The organism is Novosphingobium indicum, assembly GCF_014645195.1.
GTDB classification, from domain to species: Bacteria; Pseudomonadota; Alphaproteobacteria; order Sphingomonadales; family Sphingomonadaceae; genus Novosphingobium; species Novosphingobium indicum.
On the sequence record NZ_BMLK01000010.1, the window covers coordinates 132,141 to 144,942 of the forward strand.

Annotated in this window: 20 protein-coding genes; 11 read left to right on the forward strand and 9 right to left on the reverse strand. The window is 62.2% G+C overall.

The genetic code is table 11. The annotated features are described in order from the left end of the window. The first annotated feature begins 304 nt into the window (after window positions 1-304). From IEX64_RS12295 to IEX64_RS12315, 5 genes are all read left to right on the forward strand, one after another. The gene (locus IEX64_RS12295) at window positions 305-1,078 is read left to right on the forward strand and encodes an alpha/beta fold hydrolase (protein ID WP_188819962.1); all 774 of its coding nucleotides are present in this window, start codon (window positions 305-307) and stop codon (window positions 1,076-1,078) included. 32 nt (window positions 1,079-1,110) lie between these two features. Beyond that, entirely contained in the window at window positions 1,111-1,629 is a 519-nt protein-coding gene (locus IEX64_RS12300; protein WP_188819963.1) for a sterol desaturase family protein, read from the forward strand. 114 nt (window positions 1,630-1,743) lie between these two features. After that, complete coding sequence (locus tag IEX64_RS12305) at window positions 1,744-2,052, forward strand: hypothetical protein (protein ID WP_229710218.1); 309 nt, start codon at window positions 1,744-1,746, stop codon at window positions 2,050-2,052. 185 nt (window positions 2,053-2,237) lie between these two features. Continuing rightward, window positions 2,238-3,089, forward strand: coding sequence for a formate/nitrite transporter family protein (locus IEX64_RS12310; RefSeq protein WP_188819964.1), 852 nt, complete (start codon window positions 2,238-2,240; stop codon window positions 3,087-3,089). Window positions 3,090-3,212: 123 nt separating this feature from the next. Beyond that, entirely contained in the window at window positions 3,213-4,040 is an 828-nt protein-coding gene (locus IEX64_RS12315; RefSeq protein ID WP_188819965.1) for a sterol desaturase family protein, read from the forward strand. Between the two features lie 6 nt (window positions 4,041-4,046). Here the strand turns inward: IEX64_RS12315 and IEX64_RS12320 are convergent, their stop codons facing one another. After that, window positions 4,047-4,406, reverse strand: coding sequence for a YbaN family protein (locus tag IEX64_RS12320; RefSeq protein WP_188819966.1), 360 nt, complete (start codon window positions 4,404-4,406; stop codon window positions 4,047-4,049). Next, the gene (locus IEX64_RS12325; protein WP_188819967.1) at window positions 4,403-4,816 is read right to left on the reverse strand and encodes a SufE family protein; all 414 of its coding nucleotides are present in this window, start codon (window positions 4,814-4,816) and stop codon (window positions 4,403-4,405) included. Before IEX64_RS12325 ends, IEX64_RS12320 begins: the two co-directional genes overlap by 4 nt. A gap of 80 nt (window positions 4,817-4,896) precedes the next feature. Between IEX64_RS12325 and IEX64_RS12330 the strand changes: the two genes are divergently transcribed. Further along, entirely contained in the window at window positions 4,897-6,960 is a 2,064-nt protein-coding gene (locus IEX64_RS12330; protein WP_188819968.1) for an NAD(+) synthase, read from the forward strand. Between the two features lie 7 nt (window positions 6,961-6,967). Here the strand turns inward: IEX64_RS12330 and IEX64_RS12335 are convergent, their stop codons facing one another. From IEX64_RS12335 to IEX64_RS12365, 7 genes are all read right to left on the reverse strand, one after another. After that, complete coding sequence (locus IEX64_RS12335) at window positions 6,968-7,201, reverse strand: hypothetical protein (protein ID WP_188819969.1); 234 nt, start codon at window positions 7,199-7,201, stop codon at window positions 6,968-6,970. Continuing rightward, complete coding sequence (locus IEX64_RS12340; protein WP_188819970.1) at window positions 7,198-7,488, reverse strand: hypothetical protein; 291 nt, start codon at window positions 7,486-7,488, stop codon at window positions 7,198-7,200. The genes IEX64_RS12335 and IEX64_RS12340 overlap by 4 nt, the downstream gene beginning before the upstream one ends. Beyond that, window positions 7,485-7,832, reverse strand: coding sequence for a hypothetical protein (locus IEX64_RS12345; protein ID WP_188819971.1), 348 nt, complete (start codon window positions 7,830-7,832; stop codon window positions 7,485-7,487). The genes IEX64_RS12340 and IEX64_RS12345 overlap by 4 nt, the downstream gene beginning before the upstream one ends. Before the next feature lie 16 nt (window positions 7,833-7,848). Further along, entirely contained in the window at window positions 7,849-8,139 is a 291-nt protein-coding gene (locus IEX64_RS12350; protein ID WP_188819972.1) for a hypothetical protein, read from the reverse strand. A gap of 27 nt (window positions 8,140-8,166) precedes the next feature. Continuing rightward, complete coding sequence (locus IEX64_RS12355) at window positions 8,167-8,559, reverse strand: PspC domain-containing protein (RefSeq protein WP_188819973.1); 393 nt, start codon at window positions 8,557-8,559, stop codon at window positions 8,167-8,169. Between the two features lie 88 nt (window positions 8,560-8,647). Continuing rightward, the gene (pspA, locus tag IEX64_RS12360; RefSeq protein ID WP_188819974.1) at window positions 8,648-9,493 is read right to left on the reverse strand and encodes a phage shock protein PspA; all 846 of its coding nucleotides are present in this window, start codon (window positions 9,491-9,493) and stop codon (window positions 8,648-8,650) included. Next, window positions 9,490-9,684 (reverse strand): hypothetical protein, encoded by a 195-nt coding sequence (locus tag IEX64_RS12365; protein ID WP_188819975.1) that lies wholly within the window; start codon window positions 9,682-9,684, stop codon window positions 9,490-9,492. The genes pspA and IEX64_RS12365 overlap by 4 nt, the downstream gene beginning before the upstream one ends. A gap of 163 nt (window positions 9,685-9,847) precedes the next feature. Between IEX64_RS12365 and pspF the strand changes: the two genes are divergently transcribed. The 5 genes from pspF (at window position 9,848) to IEX64_RS12390 (ending at window position 12,802) form a co-directional block, all read left to right on the forward strand. Further along, the gene (gene pspF / locus IEX64_RS12370; RefSeq protein WP_188819976.1) at window positions 9,848-10,906 is read left to right on the forward strand and encodes a phage shock protein operon transcriptional activator; all 1,059 of its coding nucleotides are present in this window, start codon (window positions 9,848-9,850) and stop codon (window positions 10,904-10,906) included. Window positions 10,907-11,022: 116 nt separating this feature from the next. Beyond that, window positions 11,023-11,538, forward strand: coding sequence for a LuxR C-terminal-related transcriptional regulator (locus IEX64_RS12375; protein WP_188819977.1), 516 nt, complete (start codon window positions 11,023-11,025; stop codon window positions 11,536-11,538). A 75-nt stretch (window positions 11,539-11,613) separates the two neighbouring features. Further along, on the forward strand, window positions 11,614-11,946 hold the full coding sequence (locus tag IEX64_RS12380) for a hypothetical protein (protein WP_229710219.1): 333 nt from the start codon (window positions 11,614-11,616) through the stop codon (window positions 11,944-11,946). Window positions 11,947-11,963: 17 nt separating this feature from the next. After that, complete coding sequence (locus tag IEX64_RS12385; protein WP_188819978.1) at window positions 11,964-12,467, forward strand: hypothetical protein; 504 nt, start codon at window positions 11,964-11,966, stop codon at window positions 12,465-12,467. A 5-nt stretch (window positions 12,468-12,472) separates the two neighbouring features. Continuing rightward, the gene (locus tag IEX64_RS12390; RefSeq protein WP_229710232.1) at window positions 12,473-12,802 is read left to right on the forward strand and encodes a JAB domain-containing protein; all 330 of its coding nucleotides are present in this window, start codon (window positions 12,473-12,475) and stop codon (window positions 12,800-12,802) included.

The following is a 12,802-nucleotide window of genomic DNA, read 5'->3' on the forward strand; positions in this document are numbered from 1 at the left end:
TCCTTCGTTGATACGGGCGGGGTGATCCGTGCATTCAGATTTATTGCTCTGAACATGAATGAAGGAAGACTCAGCGGTCACAGATATGTCGGGATTTGTAACTAAGAGTCGCAGATCGAAGGAGATACCATCCGGCTGCGACCCGAAGGGAGGGGGAGCACGAAGGCAAAATGCAGACGTGGGCATGACATTCCCCCTGTGGGAGCATGTCTGCGTCTGTTTGCCGGTTGTCTCCCCCTTACGCCCAATCCACACTCCTCTCCGAAACACCGGCCTGAAAGCCGGATAACAATAGGGGAGAGCTATGCGGTTCGTGCTGGTCCACGGCGGTTTTCACGGCGCTTGGTGCTGGGAGCGCATCATTCCCGAAATCGAGGCATTGGGCCACACGGCGATTGCCATAGACCTTCCGGGGCACGGCGACCGGGTAAATGACGAGGTGACGCTCGCGACGCGGCGGCAAGCGCTGGTCGACGTGATCGAGCCCGGCGATGTTCTGGTGGGCCACTCCGGCGGCGGGTACGACATCACGCTGGCCGCCGACGCCGTGCCCGAGCGGATCGGCCATCTCATCTATCTGGCATCAGGGCTGCCCATAGAGGGCAGGCCCCTGATCGAAGCCAGCGGCGGGCGGCCCGCCGATGACGTCGGTGACGACGGCCGCACGCAACTGATGACCGACGACACCGGGATGATGGATTTCATCACGGTCGACGGACAGGGCAACATGGTCTGCAGTGATTTCGCCAGGACTTGGGCGTTCTTCTATCACGATTGCGACGAAGACACGGCGCGCCAGGCTTTCGAGCAACTTACTCCGGCGCCGGTCGGGTTCATTCAGGAGCCCTTCCATGTTCCCCGGTTCTGGCAGGCGGATCTGCCGCGCAGCTACATCCGCTGTCTGCAGGATCGTTCCGCGCCGAAGTGGCTCAGTGACCACGCGGCGCAGCGTTTGGGCGTGGAGCCGCTTACCATCGATGCATCGCATTCGCCGTTCCTGAGCCGTCCGCGCGAGACGGCGGAACTGTTCGTGGAGGCGGTGGCGACCCGTCCCAGAGGACCGTTGCAACCCCGATAGGCGTGCGCCGCTACCGGTGCTATAGACAGGCCATGTCGCCGCTTGCCGTCATTCTTACCGTCATCGCCACAGTCGCCGCGATGGAATTCGTCGCCTGGTCCAGCCACAAGTACATCATGCATGGCTTTGGCTGGGGCTGGCACCGCGATCACCACGAGCCGCATGACAACGTGCTGGAGAAAAACGATCTCTATGCCGTCGTCGGTGCGGCGATCAGCATCGGCATGTTCGCGGTCGGCTCTCCGCTGGTGATGGGGGACAGCGCGTGGGAGCCGGGCACGTGGATCGGCCTCGGCGTGCTGATCTATGGGGTGATCTATACCCTTATCCACGATGGGCTTGTGCATCAGCGCTATTTTCGCTGGGTGCCCAAGCGCGGCTATGCCAAGCGACTGGTGCAGGCGCACAAGCTTCACCACGCAACGCTCGGCAAGGAAGGCGGCGTCAGCTTCGGCTTCGTCGTGGCGCGCGATCCGGCCCAGTTGAAACGCGAATTGCGCCAGCAGCGCGAGCGCGGGATTGCCGTGTTGCGTGATGCCGTCGGCGATTGAGAGGCATTCTCATATTGCCGATGAGGCTGGACATCGGCAATTCAGCCTTGCACCATCATCGACCAATTCAACACGGGGTCGAGACTGCTTGCAAGCAGGGGAGGTGGCAAAGCCATGAGTGAAAACAGCAACAGCGACATCGCGAAGGTAGAGCATTTGCCCAGCCAGAAGCCGGCCAGGATTTCGGATGAACTGGCTAAGGTCCTTTCCATGGTGCGCGAGCACGCGCCGAAGGACGCAAAGGTCAGCATCGATTTCGACGGGAAGCTGCACCTGCATGTCGATGTGCGCAATGGCGAGGACGTAAAGGTTCTCGAGAAGTTCCTCCCGCAACTCGGAGCAGGCGTCTTTCACGATATCGAAGTCGGCTCGACGCCGCATCATCCGTTTTTCCATCGGGTTTCAGCGCTGATCGATCGCTAGGACAGGAATTGGGGTTGCCGTTAACGGCAACCCCAAGGGCTCTGGCGGGTTTCGTTTACCGAACCCGCAGGAGAACTCGCAAAGTGCATGATAGCCCCAAAGGTGCGTCCAAGGATAAGCCTCGGCGGTTTGATCGGACCCAGAGCCTGGAACAGAAGGCAGAACAGAAAGCCGAGCAAAAGGCCGTGCGCGAGAGCGCCGAGCGGGAAATCGAGGATTCCGGCGCCACGCTGACCCGCAAGGAGAAGCGGCAGGTTACCGATCACAGCCGCCTGTCCGCCTTGACGGTCTTCTCGATCATTCGCCGCGAAGGTGAGGAGGAACTGCGCCGGCCCTCGTCTTCGCTGTGGTGGTCGGGCATTGCCGCGGGCATCGGAATTTCCTCGTCCGTCTATGCCCAGGCCCTGCTCTACGAGACATTCGCGGACCATCCCTATCGCGGCCTTATTGCCAGCCTGGGCTATACCGTCGGCTTCGTGCTGGTGATCCTTTCACGCCTTCAGCTCTTCACCGAAAACACGCTGAGCGTCGTTCTGCCCATGTTGTCGGAGCCGAGCTGGATGCGGCTCGGGCGCTCCGGCCGTCTCTGGGCGATCGTGCTCACCGCGAACTTCATCGGCACGTTCCTCACAGCTCTGGCCGTGTTGACCGTGACGCAAGGGGTGGAAGGGCAATACTCCAGTCATGTTGCCGCAATGCTGGAAGTTTCCGAACACGCTGCGGAGGCCAGCGGATTCACGGCGCTGGTGAAAGGTATTCCGGCCGGCTTCTTCATTGCTGCCCTCGTCTGGATGCTGCCCAGCTCCAAGGGCTTCGAGCTCTGGGTGATCATGCTGTTCACCGGGCTGATCGCGGCCGGGGGATTTACCCACGTCGTCGCCGGCTCCACCGAGATGTTCATGCTGGTCGTGGATGGCCGCATGGGCGTGGCCGAAGCCTTCTACAATCATCTCCTGCCGACCTTTGCCGGCAACGTGATCGGTGGCACCGGTCTGTTCGCCATGCTGGCCTATGGGCAGATCCACGCGGAAATCTGACTCCGGGCGATCTGTCTATTCCGATTGAATGAGAACGTCGTTTCCGCTATGAGCCTCAATCGCTCACAGAGGGGAGAAGGGCGCAGGCAGACGCCCGGTTTTGCAGAAAGAGCAGGATTTACGATGAACTCGTCTTTCTTTTCAACGGTGCTCGCCAACTATCACTGGCAGCTTTCGCTGATCACCGGTCTTGGCATCATCGCCATGGTATTGCTGGGCAAGGCAATTGCTTTTGCCGTGCCAACGCTGCGCACGGAAGCGAAGCGCAATTCCGACGCTTACGCCCGCAAGATGGAAAAGCCGAGCTACGCCGGCAACCAGAGGTGGAACCGCAAGTGGGCGATCCTGTTTCTGGTCATCATTTTCGGCGGCGTGCTGCCGTTCTGCCTAACGGCCGAGCCGCAGCCGTGGTGGCGCGTGGCGCGCGACATCGTCGTGATCCTGATGTTCTACGACTTCTTCTACTACCTCACGCACCGCTTCCTGTTCCATGACAGTGCGTTGCTCGGGGGCGCCGGGCCGCTCAAATGGATGCACGCGATCCATCATCGCCAGCACAATCCCTGCCGGGGCGATTCCAGCTACATTCACCCGCTCGAAGTCGCGATCGGCCTGGGGCTCTATGTTGCTTCGATTGCGGTGCTGGCGGCGCTCATGGGCCAGTTCAATGTCGTGACGGTTGTCATCACCTGGATCGTGTTCAACCAGATCAACCTGCACAACCATGACTTGTGGGAGACGGACCGCTTCCCGTTCCGCTATCTCAACTACGTCTCGGTGATGCACCACCACCACCATGCGCGCTTCACCGGCGGCAATTTCGCGACGATCACGTTACTTTACGACTGGATGTTCGGCACGCTCGACCATGGCGACGGGCATCGCGGCGAATACACGCCGCAGATGGCGGCGGAAGCAGCGGCAGCCAAGGCCGGCGCGAAAAAGGCCTGAGCGGGTCTATTCGCGGCGGGTCCAGATCCACGGCCCGATCACTGCGAGAACGCCTACCGGGATCAGCACCCATGGCCAGCCGAGCGTCAGCCCGACAAAGCCGACGCTCCCGGTCATTGCGAGGATTGCTGCAATCTTGCCCTTGCGGCTGACGGCGCGGCGGTCGCGCCATTCACGCAGGTGATGGCCGTGGGTTGGGTGGTTGTAGAGCCTTTCCGCCCATTCCGGATGGCTCTTGGAAAAGCACCACGCCGCCAGCAGGTAGAACACGACCGTGGGCAGAAGCGGCAGGAAAATGCCCACCGTGCCCAGCGAGACGAAGAAAATGCCCCCCGTCATCCATACCGGACGGGTAAGGCGTTTCATGATCCCTGCGCGTAGCGCGCGGCAGTCTCGCGGATCAGCGCGATCATGTTGGGAACGCCCTGCGTGCGGTTGGACGAAAGCTGGTTCTTGAGGTCGAACGGTTCGAGCGCGGCGGCAATGTCGGTATCCGCAACGGTCGCGGCAGGCTTGTCCTGCACGGTCGAGATGACCAGCGAGACGATGCCCTTTGTAATCGCCGCATTGCTGTCCGCAAGGAAGTGTAGCGTGCCGTCGTCGCGCGCCGTCGGATAGACCCAGACGCTCGCCGAGCAGCCGCGCACCTTCGTGGCGTCGGTCTTGAGCGCATCGGGCATTTCGTCGAGCTCGCGGCCCAGTTCGATCAGCAGGCGGTAGCGTTCGTCGCCATCGAGGAACTCGTACTCTTCGCGGATATCATCAAGACTGCGCATGGTTTGGCATTTAAGGGGCCTGCGGCGCGGGGCAAGGGGGACATTGCCACACGCCCGTGTTCCTGTCAGGGAAACAGCCCATGACCGAAGCGAAAGCGCACCCTTTCTACGCCATGCACGAACACGGATTCGTGCGGGTCGCCACTTCCACCCCGCAGGTTCGCACTGCCGATGTCGCGTTCAACCGCGATGCCGTTCTGGCCGAGGCACGCCGGGCGCATGAGGCGCATGTCGACCTGCTGGTCTATCCCGAACTGTGCCTGTCTTCCTACGCGATCGACGATCTGCACTTGCAGTCGGCGATGATAGAGGCGGTGGCAGAGGCGATCGGCGAGATCGTGAAGGCGAGCGCGGACCTCTCGCCGGTCCTGCTGATCGGCGCGGCGCTTATGCACAAGGGGCGGCTCTACAACTGCGCTCTGGCCATCGCCCACGGCAAGCTGCTGGGCGTGGTGCCCAAGTCGTACCTGCCCAACTACCGCGAGTTCTACGAGAAGCGCTGGTTCGCGAGCGGCAAGGACCTGCGCGGGCAGACGATCCGGGTGAACGGGCACGATGTGCCGTTCGGCGTGGACATCGTCTTCGCTTCGGAAGTTCTGCCGCACTTCCGTTTCTTCATCGAAATCTGCGAGGATTTCTGGGCCGCCACGCCGCCCAGTTCGCTGGGCGCGCTCGCCGGCGCCACGATCCTGTGCAACCTGTCTGCCTCGAACATCGTCATCGGCAAGTCGGACGAGCGCCACATGCTCTGCCGCTCGCAATCGGCGCGTACCGCCTCGGCCTATGTGTATTGCGCGGCCGGGCATGGTGAGAGCACCACCGATCTCGCCTGGGACGGGCAGGGGGTCATCTACGAACTCGGCGATCTGCTGGCCGAATCCGAGCGTTTCTCGCTGCATCCCGAGCAATGCATCGCCGATATCGACTGCGAGCGCATCGTCATGGACCGGCTGCGCATCCCGACATTCAACGATGCGGGTGAGGCAGCGGGGCGTCCGGACGAGAGCTTCCGCACCGTGCCGTTCCGCCACGCGCCGCACGGGGGGGATATCGGCCTGACGCGCCCGGTCGGCCGCTTTCCCTTCGTGCCCGATCGCGCCGAGCGGCTCGATGCCGATTGCTACGAGGCGTTCAATATCCAGGTCGATGGCCTCATGCGCCGTCTGGAATCGACCGGCGCGAAGTCGATGGTAATCGGCATCTCGGGCGGCCTCGATTCCACCCATGCGCTGATCGTCGCGGCCAGGGCCTGCGACCGGCTCGGTCTGCCGCGCAGCTTCATCCGCGGCTATACGATGCCCGGCTTCGCTACCAGCGACGATACGAAGTCCAATGCGTGGAAGCTGATGAAGGCGGTTGGCTGCACTGCCGGGGAAATCGACATCCGCCCGGCCGCCACGCGTATGCTCGAGGATATCGGCCATGCCTTTGCGGGCGGCGAGCCGTTCTACGACGTGACGTTCGAGAATGTGCAGGCCGGGTTGCGCACCGACTACCTCTTTCGCCTCGCGAGTCAGCACAATGGCTTCGTGATCGGGACCGGCGACCTCTCCGAGCTCGCGCTTGGCTGGTGTACCTACGGCGTAGGCGACCAGATGAGTCACTACGCCGTGAATTCAGGCGTGCCGAAAACGCTGATCCAGTACCTCATTCGCTGGTGCGCGACCGGGGACCAGTTCGATGCCGCGACCGACGAGGTTCTGCTGGCTATTCTCGATACCGAAATCTCACCGGAACTGGTGCCGGCAGGAGCGGACGGGGCTATCCAGAGCACCGAGGCGAAGATCGGCCCCTACGAACTCAACGACTTCTTCGTGCACCATGTGATGCGCTTCGGGCAGAAGCCGTCGAAAGTGGCCTTCCTTGCGTGGCATGCCTGGAAGCAGGCAGCAGCGGGCACATGGCCCGCGGGCTTTCCCGAAAGCCGCAAGAACGAATACGATCTGGCGACGATCCGTTCGTGGCTGGAGAAGTTCCTGCGGCGCTTCTTTGCCTTCAGCCAGTTCAAGCGCTCGGCTATCCCGAACGGTCCGAAGGTATCCTCCGGCGGTGCGCTCAGCCCCCGGGGAGACTGGCGCGCGCCTTCGGATGCGAGTGCTGCGGTGTGGCTGGCGGAACTGGAAGCGCGCGTGCCCGAGGCCTAGTCCCCGGTCAGTCGCGCAGGGACTCGATTTCGTGCGCGAGATCCTTGCCGCGCTGTTCGTCGGTAGCGATGCGTTCAAGAACGGCAACGCGCTTGCGCATGGCTTCCACTTCGCGTTCGAGTTCATGTTCGCGGGCGGTATGGTCATGGCCCCGCTTGCCCAGCGCCTTGTATTTTTGCGTTCGCAGCCAGGTAAAGCAGGCGATCGCGAAGAGTACGACTACGGCGGTCCAGAAGCTCATTGTGTAGTAACCTCTGTCGGTTCGATATCGCGCAGCGCCTCGATCTGCAGAGCGATGTCGCTGCCGCCCTTGTCTGTAGCGATGCGTTCGAGCACGCGCACGCGATTTTCAAGCTGTGTATTCTGTGCGGCGTACTGCGCCGCCTTTTCGGCCGTCTGGCTCGCCATGATTTCCAGTTCGCGTTCCTTGAAGGCCAGCCTGCGCTTGTAGGTGCCGGAGAGAATGAAAGCGATGGCGATAAGGGCAGTCATCAGCACCAGCAGGCCGACGACGTCTTCGGGGGTCATTGCCGGGTTTCCTTTGCAGAGGTGGCAGCGGCCAGTTCGCGGGCATCACGCAGACCTTCGATCTGCCGGGCGACATCATATCCCTGATCGGTCACGATGCGCTCGAGGCTGGCGAGGCGATCCTTGACGGCGCTCACCTCGGCGCGCAGTTCCGCATTTTCCTGTGTGAGTAGTTGCACGCGGGCCTGTGCTTCGCCGTCGGTCTTCGGATAGATCGACTTGCCCCAGGAGTTTTCCAGCGGATAGCCGTGGCGCATGCGCAGCCAGCTGCTGAAAACCCAGCCGGCGGTGACGATGGCGGCTACCGGCACCAGTACTTCGATTGTGGCGATATCAAGGGCCATGGGGGTTCCTGCCTGATCAGTTGACGGTCTTGTCGCGCTCGGCGGACGTGCGCTGTTCGGCTGCACGCTGGTCGCGCAGGGCCTCGATCTGCAGCGCCGTATCGAAGCCGCCATCGGTGATGATGCGTTCCAGCACGCGCACGCGCTCTTCGAGTTCGGCGTTCTGGTTGGCGTAGAGGGCGCTCTTCTCGGCGGTGGCCTCGAGCTCCATGCGCAGCATATCGCGGCGGTGTTTGCTCCAGATCGCTATGATCGGAATGGAAACGCCCAGGATCGGGATGATGAGGGCCAAAGTGCCGGTGTCCATGATCTGTGTCCCAGTTCGGATTCAATATCAGCGCAGGCTGTCGATCTCGGCGGCGAGGCGCGAGTTGCTGCTGCTGGAGTAGTGCGCTTCCATTTCCGCAATGCGGCGGTCGAGATCCGACACGTCCGAACGCAAGCGCTTGGAGCGCGTGGTAACCATGCCGCGATGCTGACGCCGGCGTTCCATGCGCCGCAGCAGTCGCTCTTCCTCATCTTCCGAGTACAGAGCCATGGGGCGATTGTCGGCCAGAACGGCGACCGCGATGTAGATCGGGATCGTGATGAACGAGACCCAGAACGTCAGAAAGACGGCGCCGAGCCGGATCCAGAGCGCGTCGACTCCCGTGTAGTCGGCGATGCCGGCGCAAACGCCCGCCATCTTCGCGTTGGACTTGTCGAGGTAGAATGGTCCGCGTGACACTTGTTTTCCCTTCCCTTGAAAAACAGACTTCCCGGCCTTTGCCCTTTCGCGGGCGGTACTGGCCTCCGGGATGCAGGCCGCACCGCCTTTATTCGGATTTGCCCTGTCCGGCGTTGCCGCCCGAGCCCATGGCTGCCTTCATTTCGGCAAGCTCGGCCTCGATCTTGTCGCCATCGGCGAGCGCGGCGATTTCGTCGGCGAGAGTCGGCTGGCCCTTGTCTGCAAGGCTCATTGCCTCGGCCCGGCCTTCGGCATAGTCCACGCGACGTTCGAGCTGGTCGAAACGGGCCATTGCATCGTCCACGCGCTCGCTCGAGAGCAGGGTGCGAAGCTTGACCCGGTTTTCGGCGCTCTGCAAGCGGGCGGCGATCGAGGACTGGCGGCTGCGGGCTTCGCGCAGGCGGCTCTGCAGCTTCTCGATGTCTTCCTCGTAAGCGCGCAGGGCATCGTCGAGTACGGCGATCTCGCCCTTTAGCTGATCCGCCATGTCGGCTGCCTTCTTGCGTTCGAGCAGGGCAGCGCGGGCGAGGTCCTCACGATCCTTGCTCAGCGCGAGCTGCGCCTTGTCGGACCAGTCGGACTGGAGCTTGTCGAGCTTGGCGACGTGGCGGCGCAGTTCCTTCTGGTCGGCAATGGTGCGCGCGCTGCTGGTACGTACTTCGACCAGGGTTTCTTCCATCTCGAGGATGATCAGCCGGATCATCTTGGCCGGGTCTTCGGCCTTGTCGAGAAGTTCGTTGAAGTTGGCGGCGACGATGTCTCGGGTGCGGGAGAAAATACCCATCCTGATGTTTCCTTTTTTATAGGTCGGGCGAAAGCTGGTTTTGCCGGTGCGGAAGTCCATGTCGTTGGCGGCCATGAACGGGAGAGCTGTGGCCTTTCCTGCGCGATCCGAAGTCTGCAGGATTTCGATTTCGGCGTCGAGTCTGCTCATGCCAGCGGCACTCCGCAGACCGGCGGCGTGGCCGCGTAGGCCTTGGTGGCGCCGAACTGGTCAGCCATGACCAGCAGGTTGAACGCACCCATCGCCAGCATGCTGATGATGATAGCCCAGTCGAGCTTGGTGCGGGCCAGGGTGGACCGTACCGGCGTATGGCTGGAAGCATTGGCGTTGCACTGTGGCATGGCGTTGATCCCTCAAATTCCTGAATTCGTGTCTTGCCCCAATCATAGCAAACGGTGTGCCAAACTTGAGGAACGCCTGAATTCAGGCGTTTTTGGAAAGGCGGCGTTGCGAAGCGGGAAAGATGAATTGCCAATGAATGGCAAAATATACTAACTATTAGGAATGGAGCGCGACGTTCAGTTCATCGGCCAGTCGATGGCCTTTCTCGATGCGGTAGAGCGAACCAGTCTGGCGGCGCCGGTCCGGCGGCCTGTGCTGGTGATCGGGGAGCGAGGGACCGGCAAGGAACTGATCGCGCAACGCCTTCACCGCCTGTCGCCGCGGTGGGGCGAGCCGCTTGTCACCCTCAACTGCGCGGCCTTGCCCGAAACGCTGATCGAGGCAGAGCTGTTCGGGCATGAGGCAGGCGCCTTTACCGGCGCGACCCGCGCGCGTGCAGGGCGCTTCGAGGAAGCCGACAAGGGGACACTCTTCCTCGACGAGTTGGGCAACCTGTCCATGGCGGCCCAGGAGCGCCTGCTGCGAGCCATCGAGTACGGTGAGGTCGTGCGCATAGGTTCTTCCCGTCCGGTCAATGTGGACGTGCGGATCGTGGCGGCGACGAATGCGGACTTGCCACGCATGGCTAAGGAAGGCGCATTCCGCGCCGACTTGCTCGACCGGCTGAGTTTCGAGGTCATCACCCTCCCGCCCCTGCGCGCGCGCGAGGGTGATGTGCACGAACTGGCCGACTACTATGGCCGGCGCATGGCGAGTGAACTGGAGTGGGAAGGCTGGCCGGGCTTCTCCGATGCAGCGCTGGAAGCGCTGGATGCACACGTCTGGCCCGGCAACGTGCGTGAACTGCGCAATGTCGTGGAGCGCGCTGTCTATCGCTGGGGGCGGGACGATGAGCCCATTGGAGAGATCATCTTCGATCCGTTCGAAAACCCCTGGCAGCAGGAAAGCCCCGAGGTGGTGGACGAGGGGCCATGTTCAACGCCCGCGTCGGAGGGGGAGCGGGCTGCCGTTCCCGAGCGCCCGGCGGAGTCTCCGTGCGACCTGCCCTCCGATCTGCGTGCGGCCGTCGAGGCTTACGAGCGGGGATTGCTGCTCGATGCACTCAGGAGGCACCGCTGGAATCAGCGCCGTGCGGCTTCTGCTACGGGCCTGACTTACGACCAGTTGCGGCACTGCATAAAGAAACATGGGCTTCACGAAACCGTTACAAGCGCTATCTAGGCGATCAGTAGGTTACCGATCGTTTACCTGCGGCATCCGCAAATATCGACGGCGGATTGGTGGCGCAGGTCTGATGCGGTATGTTTCTGCAGAACGGATGATGAGTCTTTGTAGTCGTGTCAGATGATGCCCAAGCCCTTGAGCAGCTGGAGAGCCTGACCGCCAAGCAGGTCGAGGTGCTCGATCTGCTGGTCATGCACCGCACCACCAAGGAAATCGCGCGCGAGCTTTCCATCGCCCCGAATACCGTCGATCAACGCATCAGCGCGGTGCGCGACAAGTGGGGTACCGCCAACCGCAAGGACACGGCGCGCCGCTATTCCATGCTGCTGGAGCAATGTGGCAAAACCACATGTGGTTTTTCCCGTGTCGACGAAGACGGGCGGAGCGCGGAAGACAGGGATCAGGACCTGCCGGTCGATCCGGTCTTCGTCCTCTCCGATGCCGCCACGTTCGGGCAGCAGCGGTACAGGTACGAAGGCATGGATACGCGGCCGAAGGGCCTGGAGGCTTTCGATGCAAGGTTCGGGCGGGCCGGGCGTGTTGTCGCGGTTCTTGTCCTGGCGCTGATCATGGCTCTGACGCTGGCATCCTCGCTGGCCATTGCCGACATTCTGGGGAGGCTGATCTAGCGGTCGGCATTTTTCGGGCCTGCATATTGCCTTCGATCTGGAACGGGCGCGTTTGCGCTCTTGGAGGCGAAGATCATGACCCCTGAAATTGCCAGCATGCGGATTGCGCGCAACATCAAGTCGGTGGAAGACGATCTCGACGAACTGCTCGCCAAGGCGGGAGAACTGCTTGCGGAACTGGCGCGTGCCCGTGTGGCCACGATTGGTGCCGCCGTGCACGGGCAGCGGCCCATGGCGCGTGTGGCGGCCATGCAGAAGAGCCTGATAGAAGCGCGCTCCGAAATCGTTCGGGCGCACAACGACTTGTCCAAGCTCGCGGAAACCATGGACATTCCGACCGATTGCCCCGATCAAGCGCACCTTGCGGATGATACGGGCGCAGGCCGGGACATCGCTGTCGCGGCCTGACGGGAAAGGGAGCAGGTTTGACGAATCCGTTACAGATCGCGTTTTTCCTGCTTCTGGGTTTCGCCGTTCCGCTCGCGATCTGGAAGGGCGGTGCTCCGGAGCGGTCCGGGGCGGGTATCATCCTTTTCATGTGGGGCCTGCAACTTGTCGGCAAGCTCATAGTTCAGCCGGGTTTCATAACCGTCGATTACTTCCCGCTCGTGTCGGATCTGATCGGTTTCCTGGCCTTTGGGTATCTCGCTCTCGAAGCGAGGAGGATCTGGCCCGTATGGGCAACATCACTGCAAATCTTGAGTTTAGGCGCGCACTTCGCGCGATGGGCGGACATCTCGGTCTATCCGATGGTCTACGCCATCATGCGCGGTGCGCCGACATTCGGCGCCATAGTGGCGATTCTGGTCGGCACGTTCCTGCACATGCGCCGGCTTCGGCGCAGTGGCTCCGATCCGTCATGGCAGACCTGGTGCCGCTTCGCAGCCGGGTCAAACCGCTTTCCGTACCCTTCCTCGAAGTCCTCGTGAAATCCATGGGTGGACTGCGGCATGAGGTGATTCTCGAAGTGTTCTACGATGCGAAGGGAGATCTGTGTGGGCACCGGGTCTCCGGCGGCGCAGGCTCCTCTTCCGTTTCGGCGCGATATCGTCACCTGTTCGAGCATGCCTTCCGGATGCAGGCAAAAGGTTTCGTCCTGGTACACAACCACCCGTCGGGCGAAGTGCGCCCCAGCAGCGGCGACGTCCAGGCGACTCGCGCGCTTGCGGCCGTGGCGCGTGCCATGGACCTGGAGTTCCACGATCATCTGGTCATTGCCGGGCCTGCCGCCGTGAGCATGCGCCGCGCGGGGCTGATGTCCTGA

Bases quoted from the DNA above. Each gene is read 5' to 3' on its own strand.
- IEX64_RS12295 (WP_188819962.1), top strand. From the start codon at position 305: ATGCGGTTCGTGCTGGTCCACGGCGGTTTTCACGGCGCTTGGTGCTGG.
- IEX64_RS12300 (WP_188819963.1), top strand. From the start codon at position 1,111: ATGTCGCCGCTTGCCGTCATTCTTACCGTCATCGCCACAGTCGCCGCG.
- IEX64_RS12305 (WP_229710218.1), top strand. From the start codon at position 1,744: ATGAGTGAAAACAGCAACAGCGACATCGCGAAGGTAGAGCATTTGCCC.
- IEX64_RS12315 (WP_188819965.1), top strand. From the start codon at position 3,213: ATGAACTCGTCTTTCTTTTCAACGGTGCTCGCCAACTATCACTGGCAG.
- IEX64_RS12320 (WP_188819966.1), bottom strand. From the start codon at position 4,406: ATGAAACGCCTTACCCGTCCGGTATGGATGACGGGGGGCATTTTCTTC.
- IEX64_RS12325 (WP_188819967.1), bottom strand. From the start codon at position 4,816: ATGCGCAGTCTTGATGATATCCGCGAAGAGTACGAGTTCCTCGATGGC.
- IEX64_RS12330 (WP_188819968.1), top strand. From the start codon at position 4,897: ATGACCGAAGCGAAAGCGCACCCTTTCTACGCCATGCACGAACACGGA.
- IEX64_RS12335 (WP_188819969.1), bottom strand. From the start codon at position 7,201: ATGAGCTTCTGGACCGCCGTAGTCGTACTCTTCGCGATCGCCTGCTTT.
- IEX64_RS12340 (WP_188819970.1), bottom strand. From the start codon at position 7,488: ATGACCCCCGAAGACGTCGTCGGCCTGCTGGTGCTGATGACTGCCCTT.
- IEX64_RS12345 (WP_188819971.1), bottom strand. From the start codon at position 7,832: ATGGCCCTTGATATCGCCACAATCGAAGTACTGGTGCCGGTAGCCGCC.
- IEX64_RS12350 (WP_188819972.1), bottom strand. From the start codon at position 8,139: ATGGACACCGGCACTTTGGCCCTCATCATCCCGATCCTGGGCGTTTCC.
- pspA (WP_188819974.1), bottom strand. From the start codon at position 9,493: ATGAGCAGACTCGACGCCGAAATCGAAATCCTGCAGACTTCGGATCGC.
- IEX64_RS12365 (WP_188819975.1), bottom strand. From the start codon at position 9,684: ATGCCACAGTGCAACGCCAATGCTTCCAGCCATACGCCGGTACGGTCC.
- pspF (WP_188819976.1), top strand. From the start codon at position 9,848: ATGGAGCGCGACGTTCAGTTCATCGGCCAGTCGATGGCCTTTCTCGAT.
- IEX64_RS12380 (WP_229710219.1), top strand. From the start codon at position 11,614: ATGACCCCTGAAATTGCCAGCATGCGGATTGCGCGCAACATCAAGTCG.
- IEX64_RS12390 (WP_229710232.1), top strand. From the start codon at position 12,473: ATGGGTGGACTGCGGCATGAGGTGATTCTCGAAGTGTTCTACGATGCG.